This is a genomic window from uncultured Stenotrophomonas sp. (assembly GCF_945952405.1).
Taxonomy (GTDB): Bacteria; Pseudomonadota; Gammaproteobacteria; order Xanthomonadales; family Xanthomonadaceae; genus Stenotrophomonas.
The window spans coordinates 19,843-43,275 of record NZ_CAMFIA010000023.1; the positions used below are offsets into that span (position 1 = coordinate 19,843).

Consider the following 23,433-nt stretch of genomic DNA (forward strand, 5'->3'; position numbering starts at 1 on the left):
GACGTTGGTTACATGAATGGGCAAGAGGGACAGGGGATGATACCCCCGTTGGAGCGTCTGGACCTGTCGCTATCCTGTCGCAAGCATGCTGCGACCGCACAATTCCGTGCCGTATGCGACGTTCTCGCCAGACCAGCTTCGGCGCCTCCGATGACAGCCGTAGGACGCCTTGAAACGCCGCGGGGCCGTACCACTGTCGTGAACGGCCCCGCGGTACCACACACCTGGATCAGCCCTTGGCCGGCAATGCCTCGGGCAGCGCGTCCACCGGCGGCGGCAGTTCGCTTTCACGGCCATCCAGCGCCAGCTGCAGGCGGTTGCGGTCCAGCGCGCCTTCCCAGCGCGAGACCACCACGGTGGCCACCGCATTGCCGATGAAGTTGGTCAGCGAGCGGCATTCGCTCATGAAGCGGTCCACGCCCAGGATCAGCGCCATGCCCGCCACCGGCACCTCCGGCACCACGGCCAGGGTCGCGGCCAGGGTGATGAAGCCGGCACCGGTAACGCCGGCCGCGCCCTTGGAGCTGAGCATGGCGACCAGCAGCAGGGCGATCTGGTGGCCGAGGGTCAGTTCGGTATTGGTGGCCTGGGCGATGAACAGCGCGGCCAGGGTCATGTAGATGTTGGTGCCGTCGAGGTTGAACGAGTAGCCGGTGGGAACCACCAGGCCCACCACCGACTTGCTGCAGCCGGCACGTTCCATCTTCTCCATCAGCGACGGCAGCGCCGACTCCGACGAAGAGGTGCCCAGCACCAGCAGCAGTTCGGCCTTCAGGTAGCGCGCCAGCTTGAACACCGAGAAACCGCACAGGCGGCAGACCAGGCCGAGGATCACCGCCACGAACAGGAACGCCGTGAGGTAGAACGAACCCACCAGCCAGGCCAGGTTGATCAGCGAACCCACGCCGTACTTGCCGATGGTGAAGGCGATCGCGCCGAACGCACCGATCGGGGCGGCCTTCATCAGGATGTGCACCAGCTTGAACACCGGAGCGACCAGCGCTTCCAGGAAGTTCAGCACCGGCTTGCCCTTGTCGCCGACCATCGCCAGCGCGATGCCGAACAGCACGGCCACGAACAGCACCTGCAGGATGTTGCCATCGACGAAGGCGCTCAGCAGCGTCTTCGGAATGATGTCCATCAGGAAGCCGACCAGGGTCAGGTCATGCGACTTCTCGACGTAGCTGTGCACCGCGGTCTGGTCCAGCTCGGCCGGGTTGATGTTCATGCCGGCGCCGGGCTGCACCACGTGCGCGACGATCATGCCGACGATCAGCGCCAGCGTGGAGAAGAACAGGAAGTACGCCATCGCCTTGGCGAATACGCGGCCCACCGTGCGCAGGTGGGTCATGCTGGCGATGCCGGTGACGATGGTCAGGAAGATCACCGGCGCGATGATCATCTTCACCAGGTTGATGAAGGCATCGCCAAGCGGCTTCATCTTCTCGCCGATCAGCGGTTCGTAGTGGCCGAGGATGGCGCCCAGGACGATCGCCACGATCACCTGGAAGTACAGCTGGCGATAGATCGGCAACGGCTTTGCAGGCGCCGGGGCTGCGGTCGGGATGTGCATGGCGGACTCCGGAAGGGGCGTTTTCAGGCACGTACGGCCCCGGGACAGCACGGGAACCGTTACCGTGGAAACTGCTCGCAGGCCCCGTGCAGCACGCGCAGGGGGTGCGACCAATGGACGCCTTTGTACGCGCCGGGCACGCCGGCGCAGATAACCTATTGGTACTAGCCCCCCGGTTCAGGTGGCAGTGGTGCCTACACTGGCGCCGCACCGCCCGATCACGGGGAGGCCGGTGGCCCGAGCTGAACGGCCGGGCGCGTCTTTGCGAAAGTTCCGGCCCTTGCGGCCGTTGTTGTCCTGTCCACACGCAATCTGAGAGAGCCGCACCCAACATGCGCCCGATTCCCACCTTGCTGGCCCTGTCGCTGGCCACCCTTCCCGCCTTCGCCTCGGCTGCCGATTTCGACAACTGGCCGACCAAGTACGCCTTCAGCGACGGCACCGAGCTGGCCGCTACCGGCAACATCGCCTACGACTACAACGATTTCTCCTCGGGCAGCGGCCTTGAGGACGATGACGCCGTGCGCCGCAAGGAGTTCGGTGCGACGCTGAAGAAGAAGGGCGTCTACGACGCGATGGTCTACTACGACTTCCAGGCCGACACCTGGCTGGACGTGTTCGTACGCTTCGAGAGCAAGGCGCTGTTCGGCCGCGACATCGGCCGCTTCCGCTTCGGCTACATGAAGACCCCGGTCGGCCTGGATGCGAACACCGCCTCGCGTGCCGGCAGCTTCCTGGAAACCTCGCTGCCGGTGCAGGCCTTCTACGAAGGCCGTCGCACCGGTGTGGAATGGGTGCTGGAGCGCCCGCAGTACCTGCTGCAGGCCGGCGCCTATGGCGGCAAGGACCTGCAGGGCGACAACCCCGGCACCACCCAGGCGGTGCGTGCGGTGTGGACGCCGGTGAAGGCGCCGGGTGACGTGATCCACCTGGGCCTGGCCTATTCGCAGGAGAATCCGCGCGGCTACAGCGATGGCCGCGACGTCCACCACGAAGCCAGCGCCCGCCTGCGTGCTCGTCCGGAAGCCGGCCTGACCGACATCCGCTACGTCGATTCCGGCGCACTGGTCACCGCCGACCAGATCCGCCGCACCGGCCTGGAAGGCATCTGGATCCGCGGTCCGTTCTCGCTGCAGGCCGAAGCCCTGCGCGCCACGGTCACCCGTCATGACGGCAAGCCCGACTACACCGGCAGCGGCCAGTACGCGATGGCCAGCTGGGTCCTGACCGGCGAATCGCGCCCGTACAACGCCGGCGCGGTGGCCAACATCAAGCCGGCGCACAACTACGGCGCGGTGGAACTGGTGGCCCGCTACAGCCGCCTCGACCTCGACGATGGCGACATCCTCGGTGGCCGCCAGCACGACCTGACCCTGGGCGCGAACTGGTACCTGACCAGCCACTTCAAGTTCCAGGCCAACTACGTGAAGGTCGACGCCAGCCGTCGTGGCGTGCACAGCACGCCGGAGATCTTCGAACTGCGCGCGCAGATGCACTTCTGACCCCTTCCACGTCAGATCCCGGCGGGCGTGCACGCCACGCCCGCCGGCCCTGCGTAGACTGCCGCCATGTACTGGCTCAGCCGCCACCGGATGCTGTTGCTGACCCTTCTGGTGATGGTGGGTGGCACCGTGCTGTGCGCGGTGGCCGCCGGTCACTACGCCTGGCGCCGCGCCCTCGGCGACGAGAGCAGCCAGGTGCAACGCCAGCTGCAGCTGTATGGCCAGGGCCTGCAGCAGCGCATCGACCGCTTCGGCACGCTGCCACAGGTGCTGGCACTTGATCCGGACCTGCTGCACGCGCTGCGCGTGCCGCCCTCGCCCGCCGAACGGCAGCGGCTGAACCTCAAGCTGCAACGTGCCAATGAAGTCACCCGCACCTCTACCCTGACCCTGGTCGGCCATGACGGCGTGGCCGTGGCGGCCAGCAACTGGGACCAGCCGACCAGCAACGTCGGCGAGAACTACAGTTACCGCCCGTACTACCGCCAGGCACTGGCCCAGGGCCGTGGCCGCTTCTACGGCATCGGCATGACCACCGGCGTACCCGGCTACTACCTGTCGCAGGCGATCGAGGAGGACGGCCGGCGGCTTGGCGTGGTGGTGATCAAGGTCGAGCTGTCGGCACTGGAACAGGAGTGGTTGAGCAGCCCGGATGTGGTGCTCGCCAGTGACGACCACGACGTGGTCTTCCTGGCCAACCGCGACAGCTGGCGTTACCGCCTGCTGCGCCCGCTGGGTGCCGACGAGCGTCGCGAGATGCTGGATGCCCGCCAGTACGCCGACCGCGCCCTGCAGCCGCTGCGCGCACGTACCGAAGACGTGCTGGCCGACGGCGGCCGCATGGTGCGCCTGCTCGACCCGGCGCTGCCGCAGCCGATGCTGTGGCAGAGCCTGCCGCTGCCGGCCGAAGGCTGGAACCTGCACCTGCTGCACGATGCCGGTGCCGCCACCGCTGCCGGTCGCGCCGCCGCACTCACCGGCGGCGCCGCGTGGCTGGCACTGGGCTTCCTGGTGCTGTTCGTGCAGCAGCGCCGGCGCCTGGCCAAGCACCGCCTGCGCAGCCGCCGTGAGCTGGAAACCCTGCTCAAGCAGCATGCCCAGGAACTGCGTACCGCGCAGGATGGCCTGCTGCAGGCCGCCACCGATGCCGACAGCGGCCTCAGCCGCAGCCTCGAGCACCTACCGCAGGGCGTGGTGGTGATCGACCGCGAACTGCGCCTGGTCGCCTGGAATTCGCGCTACCTGGAGCTGTTCCGGTTCCCGCAGGACCTGGTCCGGGTCGGTCGCCCGATCGAAGAGCTGTTCCGCTTCAACGCACGCCGCGGCCTGCTCGGCCCCGGCCCGGTCGACGAGGCCATCGAGCGCCGCCTGAACCACCTGCGCAGTGGCCGCCCGCACATGCGCGAGAGCGAGAAGGACGACGGCACGGTGCTGGAGATCCGCGGCAATCCGCTGCCCGACGGCGGCTTCGTCACCAGCTATGCCGACATCACCAGCTACAAGAACGCCGCGCGTGAACTGCGCTCGCTGGCCGACGCGCTTGAACATCGCATCGCCGAGCGCACCCACGACCTGGATGAAGCGCGCCGTGAGGCCGAGCAGGCCAACCGCTACAAGACCCGCTTCGTCGCCTCGGCCGTGCACGACCTGCTGCAGCCGTTGAACGCTGCCCGCATGTTCGTTTCGGTGCTGCGCGGCAAGCTGAGCGATCCGGCGCAGCAGCAGACCAGCGACCACATCGAGGCCGCCCTGGCCGCGCAGGACGCCATCCTCAACAGCCTGCTCGATATTGCCCGGCTGGAATCGGGCAGCCTGCCGACCCGGGTGCAGGCATTCCGGCTGGGGCCATTGCTGCAGACATTGGCGCGCGAGTTCGGCATCGCTGCGCAGTCGCGTGGCCTGGTGGTGGACTGGGTCGATACCGGTGCAGTGGTGGTCAGCGACGAAGCGCTGCTGCGCCGCATCCTGCAGAACTTCCTGTCCAACGCGCTGCGCTACAGCGAGCGCGGGCGCGTGCTGCTCGGCTGCCGCCGCCGCGACGGGCTGCTGTGGATCGAAGTGCATGACCAGGGCCCCGGCATCCCCGATGCGCTGCAGGGCGAGATCTTCGAGGAATTCCGCCGCCTGCATGACGGCCAGCAGCGTGGCGCCGGGCTCGGCCTGGCCATCGTCGACCGCATCGGGCGCCTGCTCGGGCATCCCATCCGGCTGCACTCGCAGCTGGGCCACGGCAGCGTGTTCGCGGTGGGCGTGCCGTTCGGTGAAGCCAGCGCGATTCCAGCCACCGCGCCGGCACCGGTGCTGGTGCAGGAACCGGCGGCGGACAATCCGTTGCGCGGGCGCCGGGTCTGGGTGATCGATGACGACCCGCATGTGTGTGCGGCCAGCCGTGCACTGCTGGAACGCTGGGGCTGCGCGGTGGCGCTGGCCGACGGCCCGCAGGCGGCGTTGCAGCTGGCCGGCAGCGGCGCAGTGCCGGAACTGGTGCTGCTGGACGTGCGCATGGGCGACCACCATGGTCCGGTGCTGTACGAAACCCTGGCGGAGCTGTGGCAGGCCCGCCCGCCGGTGGTGCTGGTCACCGCCGAACGCGACGCGGGGCTGAGGGAAATGGCTGCCGAGCGCGGCTGGGGCATGATCGCCAAGCCGGTGAAGCCGCCGGCGCTGCGGGCACTGATGAGTCAGCTGCTGGTCCGCCATCTGCGCTGAATGCAGTAGATCCACGCCCTGCGTGGATGACGTACGCAAGGCCGTTCATGGGTCGGAAGCGGGTCGCGCGCTGCGCGTGCTCGTGTAGAGCCGAGCCCATGCTCGGCTTCGCGGAGCGGCCACAAAGCAGCCGAGCGTGGGCTCGGCTCTACAAACAGCCGCCTGACGGGCCGCCTTTGCTTCTGATCTTCTTTTTCTCTTCCGTGGCTGAGGAGCACCCGGAATCTGTCAGCGCCCGGGTGGGGCTGCGCCGTTGGCTGGAAACTACAGCCCGGCGCCCGCGTCGCCTTCCGGTTCCAGCGCCTTCACCAGCACTGCCGCCTGGGTGCGGCTGTGGCACTCGAGCTTCTTCAGGATCGCGGTGACGTGCACCTTCACCGTGTTCTCGGCCAGCCCCAGCGTGTAGGCGATCTGCTTGTTGAGCAGGCCATCGGCCAGGCACAGCAGCACGCGGAACTGCTGCGGGGTCAGCTGCGCCAGGCGGCTGGCCAGCAGCGCGTCGGCCTCGGAGCGCTCGGCGGCCATCGCCGGGAACCACAGGCCACCGTCGAGCACCGCCTGCACCGCCTCGCCGATGGTTTCGGCCGGGGCTGATTTCGGGATGAAGCCGGCGGCGCCGAACTGCTGGGCGCGGCGGATCACCCGCGGGTGATCGTTGGACGAGAGGATCACCACCGGAATGTCGGGATGCGAGCCGCGCACGTGCAGCAGCGCGGAGAACCCGTGTGCGCCGGGCATGGTCAGGTCGAGCAGCACCAGGTCCACGTCCGGCTGCGCGTCGAGGGCTTCGGCCAGCGCATCGGCACTGGCAACCTCGCGCACCTGCGCCAGCGGCAGGCTCTGCCGCAATGACTGCACCACCGCCGAACGCAGCAGCGGGTGGTCATCGGCGATCAGGATGGTGTATTCGCTCATGCCGCCATTGTACGGGCAGCGTGCCGCGTCAGCGCCCTGCCGGCTCCACGCTGCTGCGCCAGGCATCGAGGAACTGGCGGCGCTTGAGCGCATCCAGGTACACCAGCAGGCCCGGGCCGAGCTGGATCGGGCGGCGGCTGCGGCCGGGTGCACCGTCGCCGCGCGCATTGCCGGTCACGATCGGCATCAGCCGCGCCTCGCGTGACAGCACCTGCTGCCCGCGTGGCGACAGCAGGTAGTCGAGGAAGCGCCGTGCCTCCTCCGGATGCGGGCCGGTGCGCGGAATCACCGCCGTACGCAGCACCACCAGGGTGTAGTCCTCGGGCTCGACGATGGCCAGCGGTGCGCCGGCATCGATGCGTGCCTGCGCATAGGACCCGAGTACGTTGTAGACCAGCGACAGCTGGCCGCTGGCCACCTGGTCCAGCAGTACGCCGGTACGTTCCTCGCGCACCACGTCGTTGTCGCCGAGCGCACCGAGCAGCGCGCCGGCAATGCTGCCACGCTGCGCATCCTGGGTCGCCAGCAGGTAGCCGACGCTGCTGCGCTCGATGTCATAGGTCCCTACCCTGCCGCGCAGTGGCGCGCCCTCGGCGCGCAGCCGGTCCAGCAGCTGGCGCCGGGTATGCGGCACCTTCGCCGCCGGCAGCACGCGGGTGTTGTAGACCATCACCACCGGCTCGTAGCTGATCCCGAACGCCTCGTTGCGCCACTGTGCCCAGGCCGGCAGTGCGGCGGTCTGCGCCGAGCGGTGCGGCAACGCGTGGCCGTCATTGACCAGCTTGGTCTGCAGGTCCATGCCGCTGGAAATCAGCAGGTCCGGCGATGCCGGCCCGGCGCGGTCGTGCAGGTAACGCGCGTACAGGTCCTGGGTGATGATGTCCTCGTAGACCACCTCGGTGCCGGGATGCAGGCGCTGATAGTCGGCAATCACCACCGCGAACACTTCGATGTCGGTCGTGCCGTGGATGCGCAGCTGCGCGGTCGCAGCGCCCTGTGCGGGGAAGCGGCGCACATCGCCAGGCGCGGCCAGCACCGGTACCGCCAGCAGCAGCGCAACGACGACGACGATCAGGCGGATCATGGGCTGCTCCGGGGCAGGCGGATGGTGGCCACCAGCCCCCCCTGTGGACGGTTGCTGAGGTCGATGCGGCCACCATGGCTGTCAACCACGCGCTTGACGATGGCCAGGCCGAGCCCGGCGCCCCCGGACGGCGCGCCTTCACCGCGTGCGAAGCGCTCGAACACACGCTCGGCATCGGCGGCGGCAATGCCTGCGCCGTGATCGGCAATGGTCAGCACCGCCTGCCCACCGTCCACGGTCAACGCGATCTGCAAGGCGCCGTCTCCGCCATACTTCAATGCGTTGTCGACCAGGTTCTTGATCGCCTCGCGCAGCAGCAGCGCGTCGCCGTGGACCTGCACCGGCTCGGCGGTCATGGCCAGCTGCACGCGCGGCGCCGGGCCGGCCTGCGGCAAGGCTTCATGCAGGGCCTGGTGCACGGTTTCCACCAGGTCCACCGCGGCGAAGCGCTGCAGGTGCGAGCGATGGATCACGCTGGCGTCGCTGAGCAGCTGGTTGAGCAGCCGGCTCATGTGGGTGGCGTTGCGCTCGATGGCCTGCAGGCTGCGCCGCATGTCCTCCGGATCGTCATCATCCAGCGCCAGCTGCGCCTGCGCGCGCAACGCGGCCAGCGGCGTGCGCATCTGGTGTGCCGCCTCGGCCATGAACGCACGCAGCGTCTCGTTGCTGCTGGACAATCGCTCCATGAAGCGGTTCAACGCCGCCACCATCTGGTCCATCTCGCGTGGCACGCGCGCGTCCAGCGGCTTCAGGTCGGACGGCTCGCGGCGCGACAGTTCGCGCTCCACGCGTACCAATGGCCGGAACGCGCGATGCACGCCAAACGCCACCAACGCCAGCAGCAGGCCGGACAGCACGCCGATCGCCAGCAGCGCACGGTTGACCATGTCCTGTGCGACCGCTTCGCGCGCACGCCGGGTCTGCCCCACCTGCACCTGCACCTCGCCCTGCGCCGAAGCCGCGGCGAAGCTGCGCCCGACCACCACGAAGCGCACGGTCTCACCGCTGTAGGCGGCATCGAACAGCTGCGGCTGCGTTGCGGGCCGGCGCGGTGGCGCCGGCAGATCGCCATAGCCGGTGATCAGGTGGCCGCGGCTGTCGGCCACCCGATAGAACACGCGATCCTCCGGCGCCATCGCCAGCAGGTCCAGCGCCGCGTAGGGCAGATCGACCTGCCACTGGCCATCGACCAGGGCTACCGAATCGGCGATGGACAGCGCCGAGGAAACCAGCAGGTGATCGTAGGAACGATTGGCCGCGCGCTGGCCGTAATCGCGCGCGGCGAACAGCAGGGCCACCGCGAACACCGCCAGCAGTGCGCCGAGGTAGAGCAGCAGCGTGCGCCGCAGCGAGCCCGGTGCGGCATTCGCTGCGCGTGCGTCAGCCATCGGCATCGGCGCTGCCGTCGCTGGCTTCCAGCAGGTAGCCGACGCCGCGCACCGTGCTGATGCGCAACGGTGCAGCGGCCAGCTTCCTGCGCAGGCGCCCGACATACAGTTCGATCGCGTTCGGGCCGGCCTCATCGTCAAAGCCAAACAGCCCATTGCCGATCTCGTCCTTGCCGACCACCTGGCCGAGGCGACCGACCAGGATCTCCAGCAGGCGGTACTCGCGGTTGGGCAGCTCGATCGGTTCGCCATCCAGGCTGACCCGGTGCGCCGCGTTGTCGAACTGGAAACCGCCGATCTGCACCACTTCGCTGGCCTGGCCGCGTGCCCGCCGCAGCAGCACGCGGCAGCGCGCCTCGAACTCGCGGAAGTCAAACGGCTTGCCAAGGTAGTCGTCGGCACCCACGTCCAGCGCCTGCACCCGGTCCTCGATGCCGTCGCGTGCGGTCAGCATCAGCACCGGCGTGCTATCGCCGCGCTCACGCATGCCGGCCAGCACGCGCAGGCCATCCAGCTTGGGCAGGCCGATATCCAGCACCACCAGGTCGAAGCTCTGGTAACGCAGCACACTGGCGGCGGCCAGGCCATCGGCCTGCCAGTCCACGGCGTGCCCGCTGCGGCGCATGCGTCGGATGATCGCATCGGCCAGGTCCGGATTGTCTTCGACCAGCAGCAGGCGCATGGGCACAAGTGTGGGAGGGGAAGCGAATGCTACCGCATGCCGCCGTGCTGGCCCGCCACGCCGCGCCCGGCGCGGGTTGCGGCGGGCATTTACGCTGCACCGCACAATCGGTTGACAGGACGATGACAGCTTGCCCGACCCAGACTGCGGCCGCGCACCGTCCGGTGCCCACGATTGCCGCGCGCCTGGCGCGCACCTGGGAGGGTTTGTGGAATTCACGTTTGCCTGGCGGCGTCCTGCCGCCATGATGGCTCTGGCTGCCCTGTCGGCGCCGGCCTTCGCCGCCGAAGACGACCGTCCGGTCACCGCCACCCTCGGTGGCCGCCTGCACCTGGACTTCGCCACCTTCGACAACGACAACCGCGGCACGCCGAACAAGGACGACACCGAGATCCGCCGCGCCTGGGTGGACGTGTCGGGCAAGTTCTTCGTGGCCGACTACAAGCTGGAAGCGGACTTCTCCGGCGATCGCGTCGAAGCCAAGGATGTCTACCTGGCGCGCAGCTTCGGCAAGGCCGGCAAGCTGACCGTCGGCCAGTTCAAGCAGTACTTCTCGCTGGATGACCGCACCAGTTCCAACTACGGCAGCTTCCTGGAACGCGGCAACGCCGGCACCACGCTGGCGCCGCTGTACCGGCTGGGTGCGTCATGGCAGGCCAATCCGGGGGATTTCACCTGGGCCGCCAGCATCTACAGCCTGGAAAGCATCGACGCCTGGCAGGTCAAGGGCCGCGCCGCAGGCGGCCGCGTCACCTGGGCGCCGTCGCCGCGCGATGGCGACGTGCTGCACCTGGGCCTGTCGCTGGCCCGCGAGGCCTACGACAATCCCGGCGCCAACGGCGTGCCCGGCCTGAAGATCCGCCCGCGCCCGGCCGGTCATCTCTCCGATGAAAGCCGCCTGACCCTGGTCGATTTCTCGGCCGGCCGCGACACCGACGTCAACAAGTGGTCGCTGGAATACGCGCAGGTGCGCGGCCCGTTGTCGTGGCAGGGCGAGTTCAGCGGCGCCACCTTCGATGACGGCGCCCAGCGCGGCGACGTGATGGCGGCCTACGGCATGCTCAGCTGGTTCGTCACCGGCGAAAGCCGCGCCTACGACCGCAAGACCGGTCGCTTCGCGCGGGTCAAGGACATCCGCCACAAGGCCGGTGCCTTCGAAGTGGCGCTGCGCTATGACCAGATGTGGGGCGCCCAGCATCTGGACGGCGCGCCGGACCTGCGCCGCGGCCGCACGGCCGCGTGGACGCTGGGCGGCAACTGGTACCTGCGCGACAACCTCCGCTTCATGCTCAACGTCATCGAAAGCCGCAACCGCGACCGCCTGGCCGGGGTCACGCTGGACCGCACGCGCGCGGTCACCGGCCGCCTGCAGTACGACTTCTAAGCCTGGTTACCCGGGCATGCCGCCCGGGCCCCTTCCACTCCCCCACGTCCTGTTTTTTCAAGGAGTCCGCAGATGATGCTGAGCATCCTCGGCTTTGGCATGGTCATTACGTTCATGTACTTGATCATGAGCAAGCGGCTGTCGCCGCTGGTGGCCCTGATCACCATTCCCATCCTGTTCGCGCTGATCGGTGGCTTCGGCGCCGGCATCGACGAAATGATGCTGGAGGGCATCAAGAAGATCGCGCCGACCGGCGTGATGCTGATGTTCGCCATCCTCTACTTCGGCGTGATGATCGATGCCGGTCTGTTCGATCCGCTGGTGCGGGTGATCCTGCGCTTCGTCAAGGGCGATCCGATGAAGATCGTGCTCGGCACCGCGGTGCTGGCGATGCTGATCTCGCTCGATGGCGATGGCTCGACCACCTACATGATCACCGTCTCGGCAATGCTGCCGCTGTACCAGCGGCTGGGCATGAACGCGCTGAACATGACCTGCGTGACCATCCTCGCCGGCGGCGTGATGAACCTGACCCCGTGGGGTGGACCGACCGCACGCGCCGCCACCGCGCTGCACGTGGACCCGGCCGATGTGTTCGTGCCGCTGATCCCGTCGATGGTGATCGCCTGTGCCGGCGTACTGCTGCTGGCGTGGTACCTGGGCCTGAAGGAACGCCGCCGGCTGGGCGTGGTGACCCTGCCCAAGGGCGGCAGCTGGATGGACAACAGCGTGTCCGACGACAGCAACCCGCTGCCGACCGTGGAAGATGCCGAGGACATCAAGCGCCCGAAGCTGCTGTGGGTGAACCTGGTGCTGACCGTGGCACTGATGACCGCGCTGATCATCGGCGTACTGCCGATGCCGGTGCTGTTCATGGTCGGCTTCGCCATCGCCCTGGTGATCAACTATCCGAACCTGGCCGAACAGCGCCGCCGCGTGGTCAACCACGCCGGCAACGTGCTGTCGGTGGTGTCGCTGATCTTCGCCGCGGGCATCTTCACCGGCATCCTCAACAACACCGGCATGGTGGAGGCGATGTCGCACAGCTTCCTGGCGGTGATTCCGGAATCGTGGGGCCCGTACCTGGCGGTGATCACCGCCGTGGCGTCGATGCCGTTCACCTTCTTCATGTCCAACGACGCGTTCTACTTCGGCGTGCTGCCGATCCTGTCCGAGGCCGCCGGCAACTACGGCATCACCCCGGTTGAGATGGCGCGCGCGTCGCTGGCTGGACAGCCGGTGCACCTGCTCAGTCCGCTGGTGCCGTCCACCTACCTGCTGGTGGGCCTGGCCAAGGTCGAATTCGCCGATCACCAGAAGTTCACCCTGAAGTGGGCCATCGCCATTTCGATGCTGCTGATGGTCGGCAGCCTGCTGTTCGGCCTGTACCCCCTCGCCGCCTGACCCTTACCAAGGAGTCTTCTGCAATGACGCTTCGAATCGCTTACGTCACCAGCGGCATGGGCAGTGTCGGTACTGCCATCTGCCAGAGCCTGGCCCGCAGCGGCCACACTGTGGTCGCCGGCTGCGCACCGAACTCGCCGCGCAAGGCCAACTGGCTGCGCGAGCAGCGCGAACAGGGCTTCGACTTCATCGCCTCCGAAGGCAACGCCACCGACTGGGCCTCGACCAGCGCCGCGTTTGCCAAGGTCCGCGCCGAAGTCGGTGAAGTGGACGTGCTGGTCAACAACTCCGGCGGCAGCCGCGACCTGCTGTTCCGGCAGATGACGGTGGAAGACTGGAACGCGGTGATCGCTTCCAACCTCAATGCGCTGTTCAACCTGACCAAGCAGGTGGTCGATGGCATGGCCACGCGTGGCTGGGGCCGCATCATCAACATCGGTTCGGTGAGTGCCCACAAGGGCCAGATCGGCCAGGTGAACTACGCCACCGCCAAGGCCGCGATGCACGGTTTCAGCCGTGCGCTGGCGGCCGAAGTGGCCTCGCGCGGCGTCACCGTCAACACGCTGTCGCCGGGCTACATCGCCAGCCAGGCCATCAGCAGCTTCCCGCCGGACGTGCTGGACCGGCTGGCCGCATCGGTACCGGTGCGCCGCCTCGGCCGCCCGGAGGAAGTGGCCGGCCTGTGCGCCTGGCTGGCCTCGGACGAAGCTTCGTACGTGACCGGCGCCGACTATCCGGTCAACGGCGGCCTCTACATGGGCTGAGCGCGGCGCCCTGCAGTGTGTCCACCGCCTCCCCCACGGAGTGCGCCGGGGCCGGAGAACCTTCGCGTGCGGGGGTGATCCGGCCCCGTTTTTTCATGCCCGCCCACCGCCACGCACGCCCTGCAGCGTTCGTTGGTTTTTCGTAAAGAAGGTTTCATGTTCCGTTCGCATAGTGGCCATGCACCGCGCATTGCATGCCGGTGACCATCCCCCATGCAACGGACCACCATGCAGACCCGACACCTGACGATCGCCGTGGCGATCGCGCTTTCCGCCGCCGCCAGCGCCCATGCCGCCGCCGCGGCCGATACCGGCGCCAACGCCAGCACCGATGCCGCGCTGAGCGCGCAGACGCTGGATACCGTCTCCGTGATCGGCCAGGGCGAGACCCGCCAGGTGCAGCGCATCACGGCGGTCGACAAGCAGGTGCTGCCGCCGGGCACCAGCGGCCAGAAGATCCTCGACCGTCTGCCGGGCGTGTCGGTGCAGTCCAATGACGCCTTCGGTGCCAACGAGGAATCGCAGACCATCAGCCTGCGTGGCTTCGACAAGAGCCGCCTCGGCTACACGCTGGACGGCATCCCGCTGGGTGACAACAGCTACGGCAACTACAACGGCCTGAGCATCGCCCGCGCGATCATTGCCGAGAACCTGGCCGGTGCCGAGCTGTCGCAGGGCATCGGTTCGCTGGGCGTGGCCTCGACCAGCAACCTGGGCGGCACCATCCAGTACTTCTCGATGGACCCGTCCACCGAATTCGGCGGCCGTGCCAGCGTCACCGTGGGCGACAACAGCCAGCGCCGCGGCTACCTGCGCGTGGATACCGGCGACATCAACGGCTTCTCGGCCTACGTGTCCGGCGTGCACCAGGACCAGGACATGTGGGCCGCGCCGTACCAGAACCAGACCACGCGCCAGTTCAACGCCAAGGCGGTATGGAACGTCGGCGACCACCGCTTCGGTGCCTTCGTGGCGACCTCGCGCGCCAGCCAGGCCAACTACGCCTACCTCTCCAAGGACATGCTGTCGCGTGGCCTCGGTTGGGACTGGAACATCTACGCACCCGACTGGGACCGCGCCGTGGCCGCCGCCTACTGCGCGCCGGGGACCTACAACAAGGCACGCTGCAAGTTCAGCGGCGGCGTCAACAGCATCGACGATGCCTACTACCAGAGCCGTGCGCTGCGTGACGACAACCTGTACTCGGTGGACGCCGACCTGCGCCTGGGCGAACAGGGCCGCCTGAAGCTGCTGGCCTACCACCACGACAACCGTGGCCAGGGTCACTGGTGGGCACCGGGCCAGCCGTCCTACCCGGGCACCGACAAGATGCTGCCGATCTCGATCCGCAGCACCAACTACACGATCAACCGCGATGGCCTGACCGCCGCGCTGTCGTGGACGGTGGGCATCCACGAGCTGGAAGCCGGTCTGTGGTACGAGCAGAACGACCACAACGTGTCGCGCAACTTCTACTACATCAGCGGCCCGTTCCTGGACGACCTGTACCTGAAGAACCCGGACCGCCTGCTGTTCAACCAGGACTTCGACATCCGCACGCGCCAGTTCTACGTGCAGGACCGCATGCGCTTCCTGGACCAGCGCCTGACCGTGGACATCGGCATCAAGAGCCCGAACACCCGCATGCGCGCCACCGCCAAGCCGGGCGTGGAAACCAGCATTGCCTCGGGCACGCTGACCGCCAAGGAATCGGTGCTGCCGCAGCTGGGCCTGGGCTTCAAGATCAACGCCAACAATGAGCTGTTCGCCTCGTACGCCGAGAACATCGCCGCCTTCGTCGGTGGCGGCAGCGGCGGCCCGCTGCAGGTGTCGCCGGAATCGTTCGCGGCCAGTGCCGGCCTCGAGCCGGAGAAGTCCAAGAGCCTGGAGGCCGGCTTCCGTACCTTCGGCGAGAAGTACCAGGCATCGATCGCGGCCTACAACGTCACCTTCGACAATCGCCTGCTGTCGCTGAACCCCTGCTCGAGCATCGAAGTGGGTACCCGTCCGGAGTGCGTGACGCGCTTCATCAACGTCGGTTCGGTGAAGAGCCACGGCGCGGAACTGACCTTCATCCTCAAGCCGATCGACGGCCTGCAGTGGTACAACGCGCTGTCCTGGAACAAGACCACCTACGAGGATGACTACACCTCGGGCGGCGCGATCGTGCCGGTGGCCGGCAAGATCACGGTGGATACCCCGCAGCGCATGGCCTCCAGCGAAATCAGCTGGAACCGCGATGGCTTCTTCGCCAGCCTGCGTGCCAAGTACACCGGCAAGCGCTACTACACCTACACCAACGACCAGTCGGTGCCGGGCGTGACCACCTTCGATGCCGGTGCCGGCTATGACTTCGGCCCGGGGCTGGGCCTGCGCAACGTGCGGGTGTCGTTGAATGCGACCAACCTGACCAACAAGCGCTATGCCGGCCAGCTGAGCTCGTTCGCACCGACCGATCCGAAGGGCACCCGCTATGCGATCCATGCGAGCGCGCCGCGGCAGCTGTTCATGACGGTGGCGGCGGAGTTCTAAGTCGAAAGCGTTGCCTCGCGGCGTCTTGATTATCGTTGCGGGGCACGGCCGGATGGGCCGGCGCAGGACACGCCGTGAACCCGTCCATGGGGGCTCGATGGCGCCATCCATGGCGCCAACGGTCCTGCGCCAGCCCATCCGACCCTGCTCGACGGTTTCCCGCGCCACGGTGCGGAAGGCAAAAATGAGCAAAAAGCAAAGAGCCGGGCATTGCCCGGCTCTTTGCTTTTCAAGCGCAATCCCTTCGGCGCGGTGATGTGCTGCCGCTCGCGCGGGAAACTGTCTGGCGGCGGTGGGGCACCCTGGCCAGGACCGTGAGGCGCATGGATGCGCCGATCGAGCCCCCATGGATGGGTTTACGGCGTGTCCTGGCCAGGGTGCCCCACCGCCGCCCAGCGATATCAATCGAGGCGCCAGCGCATCATCCCGCCAACGCATTTCATTCCGGCGCCAGCTGGTCCATCCGTATCCGGTTGGCGAACAGCGAGAATGCCAGCATGCCGGCCAGGCCATTGGCCCGGCTCACCCAGTGCGGCAACCAGCGCGGCGGCTTGAGTACCCCGGCCTCGAACAACGGTGCGAACGCGATGGCGTCGGTCAGGCTCATCTTGCCGGCAAACAGCCAGCGGCAGACCTGCAGCCGGTCCTCGGCGAGCATGTGGCGGAAGAAGGTGTGCACCGACACCAGTCCGCGCAGGTACACCGTGTCCTTGGTGAAGGCCAGGCCGCCACTGGGCGGTACGCCGCGGAACACGCGCTGCGCTGAAGCGAAGCTTTCCTCGGCGTTCTGCCCGGCATCGCAGAAGTAGCGGAACACCTCGATGAAGTCGGCGCCCTCGCGCGCCATCGCGATCGCTTCGGTGCGCAGGCTGATGCGTTTCAGCCGCTCGATGTCGATGCTGCCAGTGATCTGCTCGGCGAACGTGGCCAGTCCTTCCTGGGTCGCCGTCACCCGCGGCGATGACAATGCCAGGCTCGGCAGCACCGGCTGTTCGCGGCCATTCAATGCAGTCAACGAGTGCACCAGCGCTTCGTGGTGGAACAGCTGCGCGCGGTCATAGGCGCTGAAGCGCGCACTGGTGCGCAGACGGATGCGGGTCGGGCCTGCGGCGGCCTTGGAGACCAGCTCCGGATCCAGCTGCACCTGGATGATGCGCGATTCGAAGAACGCATCCAGGTCGTTCTGCAGCTGCAGCTGCAGCGCGATGGCCGACACCGGCACCTGCTCCTCCGGCGCCAGCAGTTCGTGGTCCAGCTCGGCGGCGATCTGGATGAAGTGGCGTGCCGCTTCGCGCGTGCTCGGGCCGTTGCCCGGCAGCGGCTGCTCGGGCGCGCCGAACAACTGCACCGAACAGGTATCGACGGCCGCCGTGCCCAGCCCTTCCAGCAGCTGCGCGGCCAGGTCCCAGCTCTGCGCCGACTGCCGCACGTAGTGTCCGAGGGGATGACTGTCATCGCAGTCGGCGGCGATCGCGGCCAGTGCACGACGTTCTTCGCTGAAATCCAGCCGCGGATAGTCCACCTTGGGCAGCACCGGCTGGCCGCGTGCCACGCTGTCCAGGAACGGTGCCTGCAGCGTTGCCGGCCAGCTGGTCAGGCCCAGCAGTCGGATGCCTCCCACGGCCTCGACCAGCCGCGCATCAAGCGCCGCATGGTGGGCCACCTCACGGTCAAGCGTAGCGGTCGGTTCCATGCGCGGACTATAGCGCCCTGCCACGCCCGGCGCTGTGCGCCGCCGCCCGAGCATCGGCTCGGGCGCTACAGGCAATGGCTCCAGCACGGAGCAACTGTAGAGCCGAGCCCATGCTCGGCTGCTTTGCTAGCGCCTGCGCGGCTTGCCGGCCGGTCGGAACTGCTGGCCCTTGCCCTTCTTGCCGCCACGCTCCTGCGCGGTCTCGGCCTGGCGCACTGCCAGCTTGGCCGCCGCGGCAGCCACTTCTTCCTTCAGCTTGAAGTAGTTCAGCAGGCGGCTCTCTTCGATCTCACCCGCGTCGATCGCCGCCCGCACCGCACAGCCCGGCTCCTGGTGATGCGAGCAGTCGCGGAACCGGCACTGCTCGGCCAGCGCTTCGATGTCGGCGAAGCCACCCTCGGACAGCGTCTCTTCGCCGGTTGGCTTCAGCTCGCGCATGCCCGGGGTATCGATCAGGCAGGCCCCGGTCGGCAGCGGCATCAGCGCGCGATGGGTGGTGGTATGGCGTCCACGCGAATCGTTGGCGCGTACCGCGTTGGTCTTCATCCGCTGCTCGCCGAGCAGGGTATTGGTCAGCGTGGACTTGCCGGCGCCCGAGGAACCGACCAGCACCACCGTGCGGCCCGGGCCCAGCCACGGTTGCAGCACCGCCACGCTTTCGGCATCCAGACCGTTGATCGCATGCAGCGCAATGCCCTGCATCTCCAGCTCCTCCAGTACCGCCAGCGCATCTTCGCTGTACTCGGTCTGGTCGGCCTTGGTCAGCACCACCACCGGTTCGGCACCGCCACCGCCGACCAGCAGCAGGTAGCGCTCGATGCGGCGCGGGTTGAAGTCGGCATCCAGGCCACAGACGATGAACACCGTATCGATGTTGGCCGCGATCACCTGCTGGTGGTAATGCTCACCGGCCGCGCCGCGCTTGATCGCGGTACGCCGCGGCAGCAACGCGACGATGCGGATGCCATCGAGCAGCACCCAGTCGCCGACGGCCGGTCGTTCATGGCTGGGGAAGCGCGGGCGCTGCCATTCCGGCAGCGACTCGGCCTTGATCGACGCATCCGGCCCATCGGCCACCACGTAGTGGGTGCGGTGCTGTTCGATCACCCGCGCCGGGCGTGCCTGCGGGTGGGCGGCCATCGCGGCCTGCCAGTCGGCCTGCTGCGCCGGGCCCGGCCAGGGCCAGCCGATGGTCTGCAGGGCGGTGAAATCAGGGGTCTGGGTCATCGCCGCCATTCTACCTGTGCCAGTGCCCGGCCCGCCCAGCCATGACCGGCCTGGCGTCCTTGCCATGCACTGCAGCAATTCCGGTAGGATGGAAGCCCCATGCCACTGACGGCCCAGCCCCCATGTCCACCCACTCGCCCAAGCCCCTGGCCATCCGCGAGCGCCTCTCTGAAGTGCGCTACGAAATCCGCGGAGAACTGGCGCGGCGAGCCCGGGAGCTGGAGGCGCAGGGCCGCAAGCTGATCAAGCTCAACATCGGCAACCCGGGCGCCTTTGGTTTCCGTGCACCCGAGCACCTGCAACGCGCGATTGCCGACGACATGGGCCGCACCGACCCGTACACCCACCAGCAGGGCCTGCCGGTGGCGCGCGAAGCCATCGCCGCCTACTACGCCCGCCGTGGCGCGCCCGACGCACATCCGGACCGCGTCTTCCTCGGCAACGGTGTCAGCGAACTGATCGACCTTTCGCTGCGTGCGCTGCTCAACCCGGGGGACGAAGTGCTGGTGCCCTCGCCCGACTACCCGCTGTGGTCGGCCTCGACCATCCTCAACGACGGCCGCCCGGTGTACTACCGCTGCGCGCCGGAGAATGGCTTCCAGCCGGACCCGAGCGAGATCGAGACGCTGGTTTCTTCGCGTACCCGCGCGATCGTGCTGATCAACCCGAACAACCCCAGTGGCGCCAGCTATCCGCGCGAGCTGCTGGAGCGCGTGGTGGAGATCGCACGCCGCCACAACCTGCTGCTGCTGGTCGATGAGATCTACGACCAGATCCTGTACGACGACGCGGTGTTCCAGCCGGTCGCACCGCTGGCGGGCGACCATCCGTGCCTGACCTTCAGTGGCCTGAGCAAGGTGCACCGCGCCTGCGGCTGGCGCGTCGGCTGGGCCCATCTCAGCGGCGACGACGCCCGCCTGGGCGACTTCCGTGCGGCGCTGGACCTGCTCGGCGCATTGCGCCTGTGCGCCAACGTGCCGGGCCAGTACGCCATCGAGGCCGCGGTGAACGGCCCCGACACCATTTCCGCGCTGTGCACCCCGGGCGGCCGCCTGTATGAAACCCGCCGCGCGGTGATCGAGGCCTGCGAAGCCAGCGAGCACCTGTCGCTGGTGGCACCGGCTGGCGCGCTGTATGCGTTCCCGGCGGTGGTCGGCGCCGCCGCCAAGGGCTTTGATGACCATGCCTTCGCGCTCGACCTGATGAATGATGAAGGCGTGCTGGTGGTGCCGGGTTCGAGCTTCAACGTGCCCTACCGCCACCACTTCCGCGTAACCCTGATGCCGGAAGCCTCGGTGATGCGCGATGTATTCGCCCGCATCGACCGCGTGCTGGCCCGCCGTGCCGAGGATGCGACCAAGGTGGTGCCGCTGAAGCCGCGCCGCTCGGTGGCCTGAGCGGTGGCGCTGTCCTACCTGGCGCTGGGCGACTCGTACACCATCGGCGAAGCGGTTTCGGTCGAAGGCCGCTGGCCGCACCAGTTGGCCGCCGCGCTGCGCATGCAGGGCGTCGACCTGGCCGACCCGCAGACCATCGCCACCACCGGCTGGACCACCGACGAGCTCGACGCCGGCATCGACGCGGCCGCACCGCAGGGCCCGTTCGACTTCGTCAGTCTGCTGGTCGGCGTCAACAACCAGTACCGCGGGCGTCCGCTGGATGAATACCGCGTCCAGTTCCAGGCGCTGCTGCAGCGGGCGATCGGCTTCGCCGCCGGCCGCCCCGAACGGGTGCTGGTGCTGTCCTTCCCGGACTGGGGCGCGACCCCATTCGGCAGCAACAGTGGCCGTGACCTGGCCGCGATCGAGATCGAGACCGACGAATTCAATGCCGCCGCCGAGGTGATCAGCACCCAGCAGGGCGTCGCCTTCGTCGACATCACCGATATCAGCCGTGCCCATGGCGACGACCCGACAATGATCGCCAGCGATGGCCTGCATCCCTCGGCACGGATGTACGCGCTGTGGAGCGCGCGGGCACTGCCGGTGGCGACGCACCTGCTCGGCGGCACTGACTGAAGCAATGGATGGCACGCCAGGGAACGGCTCGCCCCTGCCCTGCACGCCGCTTGCGAGCGCGCAGGCACGCGCGATCGCCGACACGTTCCGGCCGTCGCGGGCCTGGGGTAGCCGCCGCGATTACTACTACACCCGCAGCAAGCTCGGCAGCGACCCGCTGTACGACGGCGTGCTGCAGCAGCTGCCCGATGACGGGCAGCCGGTACTGGACCTGGGCTGCGGACTGGGCCTGATGGCCCACGTGCTGCGCCAGCGCGGCCGCACCCAGCGCTATCGGGGCGTGGACGTGGATGCCGCCAAGATCGCGCGTGCCCGCCGTGCCGCCGCCGATCTGCGCGAGGTGCATTTCGATTGCCTGGACGTGCAGGCACCGCTGCCGTCGCAGCCCGGGCATGTACTCCTGCTGGATGTGCTGCAGTACCTGGATGCGGAGCCGCAACAGGCGTTGCTGCGCGCAGCCGCTGCACGCGTGGCCCACCCAGGACGCCTGCTGCTGCGCACGCCGCTGGCCACCGGCGACGGCCGCGACCGCACTACGCGGGTGGCGGACCGGCTGGCCTGGCTGATCGGCTGGATGGGCACGCGGCCACGGCATTACCCCGATCCGCAGCAGTTGCAGGCGATCCTGGTCGAGGCCGGATTGCGGGTGAGCGCACCGCGCGCCCTGCATGGACGTACCCCGTTCAACAGCTGGTTGCTGGTGGCCGAACGCGGCGCTTGATCGCACCGCGCATGTAGAGCCGAGCCCGTGCCCGGCTGCCTGGCCCCGGCGCTACAGCGAAGGCAGCTCAGCCCTCAATCCGCGTGCTTCAAGCGCCTGCAGCACGCGCTCGATGATCTGCAGATTCTGGCCGTGCGCGGCACCTTCATGCAGCAGCACGATCGCGCCCGGACGCAGGTCCGGCAACAGGCGGTCAAGCACGCCCTGCGCGGTGCAGCCGATGCCGTCGAAGCCGCGGGCACTCCAGCCCACCCGAACCAGCCCCAACCGGTGCAGCACCGGCGCCACGAAGGGGTTGGTCATGCCCACCACCGAGCGGTACCAGCGCACCGGTTGGCCACTCAGCGCCTGCAGGGCATTCTGGCAACCTTCGATCTCGGCGCGCATCGCGCCCGGCCCCAGCCGCCAGAAGCGGGCCTGCGGGTGGCTGAGGCTGTGATTGCCCAGGTCATGGCCGCGGCGCAGGATCTCCTGCACCAAAGCCGGCTGCGCCAGCGCGCGCTCCCCCACCAGGAAGAAAGTCGCGCGTGCCTGGTGCTGGTCCAGCAGGTCGAGCACGGCAAGGGTTTCCGGGCTGGGACCATCATCAATGGTCAGCCAGACCGTGGGCGTCGCCTCTGCCACCCGGCTCATGACCGGCGCGTAGAACGCGCTGTTGGGCAGGAACACCGGCACCATGAAAAGGGCATGGCTGGCCACCATCAGCGGCAGCCCCCACTGCCAGCCGGCCAGCACCCAGACCAGGATCACTGCCAGCTGCGACGCCACCAGCCAGGGCAACCAGCGCCAGGGGCGGGCCGGGATGCGATGCAATGTTCCTGCGCTGCTCATCCCCCATGATGCCATGAGGGGTAGAATTGATGATTCGAATTCCCGGAACCCCGACGTCCATGTCCCTCGATCCCGCCCTGCGTTCGCGCATCGAATCCATCCTCAACGCCAATCGCGTCGTGCTGTTCATGAAGGGCCAGCCGTCGATGCCGCAGTGCGGCTTCTCGGCCAAGGCCGTGGGCGCCCTGCAGGACCTCGGCGTCGACTTCGCCCACGTCAACGTACTGGCCGACCAGGAAATCCGTGAAGGCATCAAGGCCTACGGCGACTGGCCGACCATCCCGCAGCTGTACATCGACGGCGAGCTGGTCGGTGGCAGCGACATCGTGCTGCAGATGGCCGCCAGCGGCGAGCTGAGCAGTGTGCTGGGCCTGGCCGCGCCGGACCGTACCCCGCCGAGCATCACCGTGACCCCGGCCGCCGTGGAAATGCTCAAGGGCGCGCTCGCCGACGCCCCGGGCGCCGCCCTGCAGCTGACCATCGACGCCGGCTTCCAGCCGAACTTCCAGCTGGCTCCGCATGACGAAGGCGCCATCGCGGCCGAGTCCAATGGCCTGCGCGTGCAGTTCGACCTGGCCAGCGCCCGTCGCGCCAACGGCATCACCATCGACTGGGTGGACGACATCCGCGGCAAGGGCCTGGCGATCGACAACCCGAACGCGCCCAAGCCGGTGCAGGAAATCAGCGTGCGCGATGCCGACGACCTGGTGCGTGCCGGCAACATTACCCTGGTGGACGTGCGCCCGGCCGACGAGCGCGCCATCGCCGCCGTCGGCGTGCCGTTCAAGAGCTTCGATGGCAATGGCCGTGCCGAGCTGGAAGCCCTGCCGAAGGACACCGCGCTGGCCTTCATGTGCCACCACGGTGGCCGCAGCGCGCAGGCTGCCGAGCAGTTCCGTGCACTGGGCTTCAGCAAGGTGTTCAACGTCACCGGCGGCATCAACGCCTGGTCGGAAGACGTCGACAACGGCGTGCCGAAGTACTGATCGGCCCCGAAAAAGGGGAC

The 23,433-nt window shown here is 68.2% G+C and carries 18 protein-coding genes; 10 read left to right on the plus strand and 8 right to left on the minus strand.

Annotated features, from left to right (window positions below; genetic code table 11):
* Positions 1 to 229: 229 nt before the first annotated feature.
* On the minus strand, positions 230 to 1,573 hold the full coding sequence (locus Q0P60_RS17890; RefSeq protein ID WP_294996728.1) for a dicarboxylate/amino acid:cation symporter: 1,344 nt from the start codon (positions 1,571 to 1,573) through the stop codon (positions 230 to 232).
* 332 nt (positions 1,574 to 1,905) lie between these two features.
* On the opposite strand from Q0P60_RS17890, the gene Q0P60_RS17895 reads away from it, so the two are divergent.
* Positions 1,906 to 3,075 (plus strand): porin, encoded by a 1,170-nt coding sequence (locus Q0P60_RS17895; protein ID WP_294996730.1) that lies wholly within the window; start codon positions 1,906 to 1,908, stop codon positions 3,073 to 3,075.
* A gap of 66 nt (positions 3,076 to 3,141) precedes the next feature.
* The gene (locus Q0P60_RS17900; RefSeq protein WP_294996732.1) at positions 3,142 to 5,784 is read left to right on the plus strand and encodes a PAS-domain containing protein; all 2,643 of its coding nucleotides are present in this window, start codon (positions 3,142 to 3,144) and stop codon (positions 5,782 to 5,784) included.
* A gap of 264 nt (positions 5,785 to 6,048) precedes the next feature.
* On the opposite strand, the gene Q0P60_RS17905 is transcribed toward Q0P60_RS17900, so the two are convergent.
* From Q0P60_RS17905 to Q0P60_RS17920, 4 genes are read right to left on the minus strand one after another with little or no spacing between them, the layout of a single operon-like run.
* Entirely contained in the window at positions 6,049 to 6,699 is a 651-nt protein-coding gene (locus Q0P60_RS17905; protein ID WP_294996734.1) for a response regulator transcription factor, read from the minus strand.
* A 28-nt stretch (positions 6,700 to 6,727) separates the two neighbouring features.
* Positions 6,728 to 7,783: an ABC transporter substrate-binding protein gene (locus tag Q0P60_RS17910; RefSeq protein ID WP_294996736.1), complete on the minus strand. Its 1,056-nt coding sequence runs from the start codon at positions 7,781 to 7,783 to the stop codon at positions 6,728 to 6,730.
* Positions 7,780 to 9,171 carry a sensor histidine kinase gene (locus tag Q0P60_RS17915; RefSeq protein WP_294996738.1) on the minus strand — a complete coding sequence of 464 codons (1,392 nt, stop codon included), beginning with the start codon at positions 9,169 to 9,171 and terminating at the stop codon, positions 7,780 to 7,782. The genes Q0P60_RS17910 and Q0P60_RS17915 overlap by 4 nt, the downstream gene beginning before the upstream one ends.
* Positions 9,164 to 9,853: a response regulator transcription factor gene (locus tag Q0P60_RS17920; RefSeq protein WP_294996740.1), complete on the minus strand. Its 690-nt coding sequence runs from the start codon at positions 9,851 to 9,853 to the stop codon at positions 9,164 to 9,166. The genes Q0P60_RS17915 and Q0P60_RS17920 overlap by 8 nt, the downstream gene beginning before the upstream one ends.
* A 244-nt stretch (positions 9,854 to 10,097) precedes the next feature.
* Between Q0P60_RS17920 and Q0P60_RS17925 the strand changes: the two genes are divergently transcribed.
* The 4 genes from Q0P60_RS17925 to Q0P60_RS17940 all read left to right on the plus strand — a co-directional run bounded on the left by Q0P60_RS17925 (position 10,098) and on the right by Q0P60_RS17940 (position 15,937).
* Positions 10,098 to 11,237, plus strand: coding sequence for a porin (locus Q0P60_RS17925; RefSeq protein ID WP_294996742.1), 1,140 nt, complete (start codon positions 10,098 to 10,100; stop codon positions 11,235 to 11,237).
* Between the two features lie 75 nt (positions 11,238 to 11,312).
* Positions 11,313 to 12,641 carry a CitMHS family transporter gene (locus Q0P60_RS17930; RefSeq protein ID WP_294996808.1) on the plus strand — a complete coding sequence of 443 codons (1,329 nt, stop codon included), beginning with the start codon at positions 11,313 to 11,315 and terminating at the stop codon, positions 12,639 to 12,641.
* Positions 12,642 to 12,664: 23 nt separating this feature from the next.
* Positions 12,665 to 13,405: an acetoacetyl-CoA reductase gene (phbB, locus tag Q0P60_RS17935; RefSeq protein WP_005419193.1), complete on the plus strand. Its 741-nt coding sequence runs from the start codon at positions 12,665 to 12,667 to the stop codon at positions 13,403 to 13,405.
* A gap of 228 nt (positions 13,406 to 13,633) precedes the next feature.
* Positions 13,634 to 15,937, plus strand: coding sequence for a TonB-dependent receptor (locus tag Q0P60_RS17940; RefSeq protein WP_294996744.1), 2,304 nt, complete (start codon positions 13,634 to 13,636; stop codon positions 15,935 to 15,937).
* Positions 15,938 to 16,376: 439 nt separating this feature from the next.
* Here the strand turns inward: Q0P60_RS17940 and Q0P60_RS17945 are convergent, their stop codons facing one another.
* Positions 16,377 to 17,630, minus strand: coding sequence for a flavohemoglobin expression-modulating QEGLA motif protein (locus tag Q0P60_RS17945; RefSeq protein WP_294996746.1), 1,254 nt, complete (start codon positions 17,628 to 17,630; stop codon positions 16,377 to 16,379).
* A gap of 126 nt (positions 17,631 to 17,756) precedes the next feature.
* Entirely contained in the window at positions 17,757 to 18,866 is a 1,110-nt protein-coding gene (gene rsgA / locus Q0P60_RS17950; protein WP_294996748.1) for a ribosome small subunit-dependent GTPase A, read from the minus strand.
* A gap of 113 nt (positions 18,867 to 18,979) precedes the next feature.
* Here rsgA and Q0P60_RS17955 point away from each other — a divergent pair, with 113 nt between their 5' ends.
* From Q0P60_RS17955 to Q0P60_RS17965, 3 genes are read left to right on the plus strand one after another with little or no spacing between them, the layout of a single operon-like run.
* A complete protein-coding gene (locus tag Q0P60_RS17955; protein WP_294996750.1) occupies positions 18,980 to 20,254 on the plus strand; it encodes a pyridoxal phosphate-dependent aminotransferase in 1,275 nt (424 codons plus the stop codon).
* A gap of 3 nt (positions 20,255 to 20,257) precedes the next feature.
* The gene (locus Q0P60_RS17960) at positions 20,258 to 20,875 is read left to right on the plus strand and encodes an SGNH/GDSL hydrolase family protein (RefSeq protein WP_294996752.1); all 618 of its coding nucleotides are present in this window, start codon (positions 20,258 to 20,260) and stop codon (positions 20,873 to 20,875) included.
* 4 nt (positions 20,876 to 20,879) lie between these two features.
* On the plus strand, positions 20,880 to 21,596 hold the full coding sequence (locus tag Q0P60_RS17965; RefSeq protein ID WP_294996754.1) for a class I SAM-dependent methyltransferase: 717 nt from the start codon (positions 20,880 to 20,882) through the stop codon (positions 21,594 to 21,596).
* A gap of 51 nt (positions 21,597 to 21,647) precedes the next feature.
* Here the strand turns inward: Q0P60_RS17965 and Q0P60_RS17970 are convergent, their stop codons facing one another.
* A complete protein-coding gene (locus Q0P60_RS17970) occupies positions 21,648 to 22,427 on the minus strand; it encodes a polysaccharide deacetylase family protein (RefSeq protein ID WP_294996756.1) in 780 nt (259 codons plus the stop codon).
* A 59-nt stretch (positions 22,428 to 22,486) separates the two neighbouring features.
* On the opposite strand from Q0P60_RS17970, the gene grxD reads away from it, so the two are divergent.
* Positions 22,487 to 23,413, plus strand: coding sequence for a Grx4 family monothiol glutaredoxin (grxD, locus tag Q0P60_RS17975; protein WP_294996758.1), 927 nt, complete (start codon positions 22,487 to 22,489; stop codon positions 23,411 to 23,413).
* Positions 23,414 to 23,433 lie beyond the last annotated feature (20 nt).

Bases quoted from the DNA above. Each gene is read 5' to 3' on its own strand.
- Q0P60_RS17890 (WP_294996728.1), bottom strand. From the start codon at position 1,573: ATGCACATCCCGACCGCAGCCCCGGCGCCTGCAAAGCCGTTGCCGATC.
- Q0P60_RS17895 (WP_294996730.1), top strand. From the start codon at position 1,906: ATGCGCCCGATTCCCACCTTGCTGGCCCTGTCGCTGGCCACCCTTCCC.
- Q0P60_RS17900 (WP_294996732.1), top strand. From the start codon at position 3,142: ATGTACTGGCTCAGCCGCCACCGGATGCTGTTGCTGACCCTTCTGGTG.
- Q0P60_RS17905 (WP_294996734.1), bottom strand. From the start codon at position 6,699: ATGAGCGAATACACCATCCTGATCGCCGATGACCACCCGCTGCTGCGT.
- Q0P60_RS17910 (WP_294996736.1), bottom strand. From the start codon at position 7,783: ATGATCCGCCTGATCGTCGTCGTCGTTGCGCTGCTGCTGGCGGTACCG.
- Q0P60_RS17915 (WP_294996738.1), bottom strand. From the start codon at position 9,171: ATGGCTGACGCACGCGCAGCGAATGCCGCACCGGGCTCGCTGCGGCGC.
- Q0P60_RS17920 (WP_294996740.1), bottom strand. From the start codon at position 9,853: ATGCGCCTGCTGCTGGTCGAAGACAATCCGGACCTGGCCGATGCGATC.
- Q0P60_RS17925 (WP_294996742.1), top strand. From the start codon at position 10,098: ATGATGGCTCTGGCTGCCCTGTCGGCGCCGGCCTTCGCCGCCGAAGAC.
- Q0P60_RS17930 (WP_294996808.1), top strand. From the start codon at position 11,313: ATGCTGAGCATCCTCGGCTTTGGCATGGTCATTACGTTCATGTACTTG.
- phbB (WP_005419193.1), top strand. From the start codon at position 12,665: ATGACGCTTCGAATCGCTTACGTCACCAGCGGCATGGGCAGTGTCGGT.
- Q0P60_RS17940 (WP_294996744.1), top strand. From the start codon at position 13,634: ATGCAGACCCGACACCTGACGATCGCCGTGGCGATCGCGCTTTCCGCC.
- Q0P60_RS17945 (WP_294996746.1), bottom strand. From the start codon at position 17,630: ATGGAACCGACCGCTACGCTTGACCGTGAGGTGGCCCACCATGCGGCG.
- rsgA (WP_294996748.1), bottom strand. From the start codon at position 18,866: ATGGCGGCGATGACCCAGACCCCTGATTTCACCGCCCTGCAGACCATC.
- Q0P60_RS17955 (WP_294996750.1), top strand. From the start codon at position 18,980: ATGTCCACCCACTCGCCCAAGCCCCTGGCCATCCGCGAGCGCCTCTCT.
- Q0P60_RS17965 (WP_294996754.1), top strand. From the start codon at position 20,880: ATGGATGGCACGCCAGGGAACGGCTCGCCCCTGCCCTGCACGCCGCTT.
- Q0P60_RS17970 (WP_294996756.1), bottom strand. From the start codon at position 22,427: ATGAGCAGCGCAGGAACATTGCATCGCATCCCGGCCCGCCCCTGGCGC.
- grxD (WP_294996758.1), top strand. From the start codon at position 22,487: ATGTCCCTCGATCCCGCCCTGCGTTCGCGCATCGAATCCATCCTCAAC.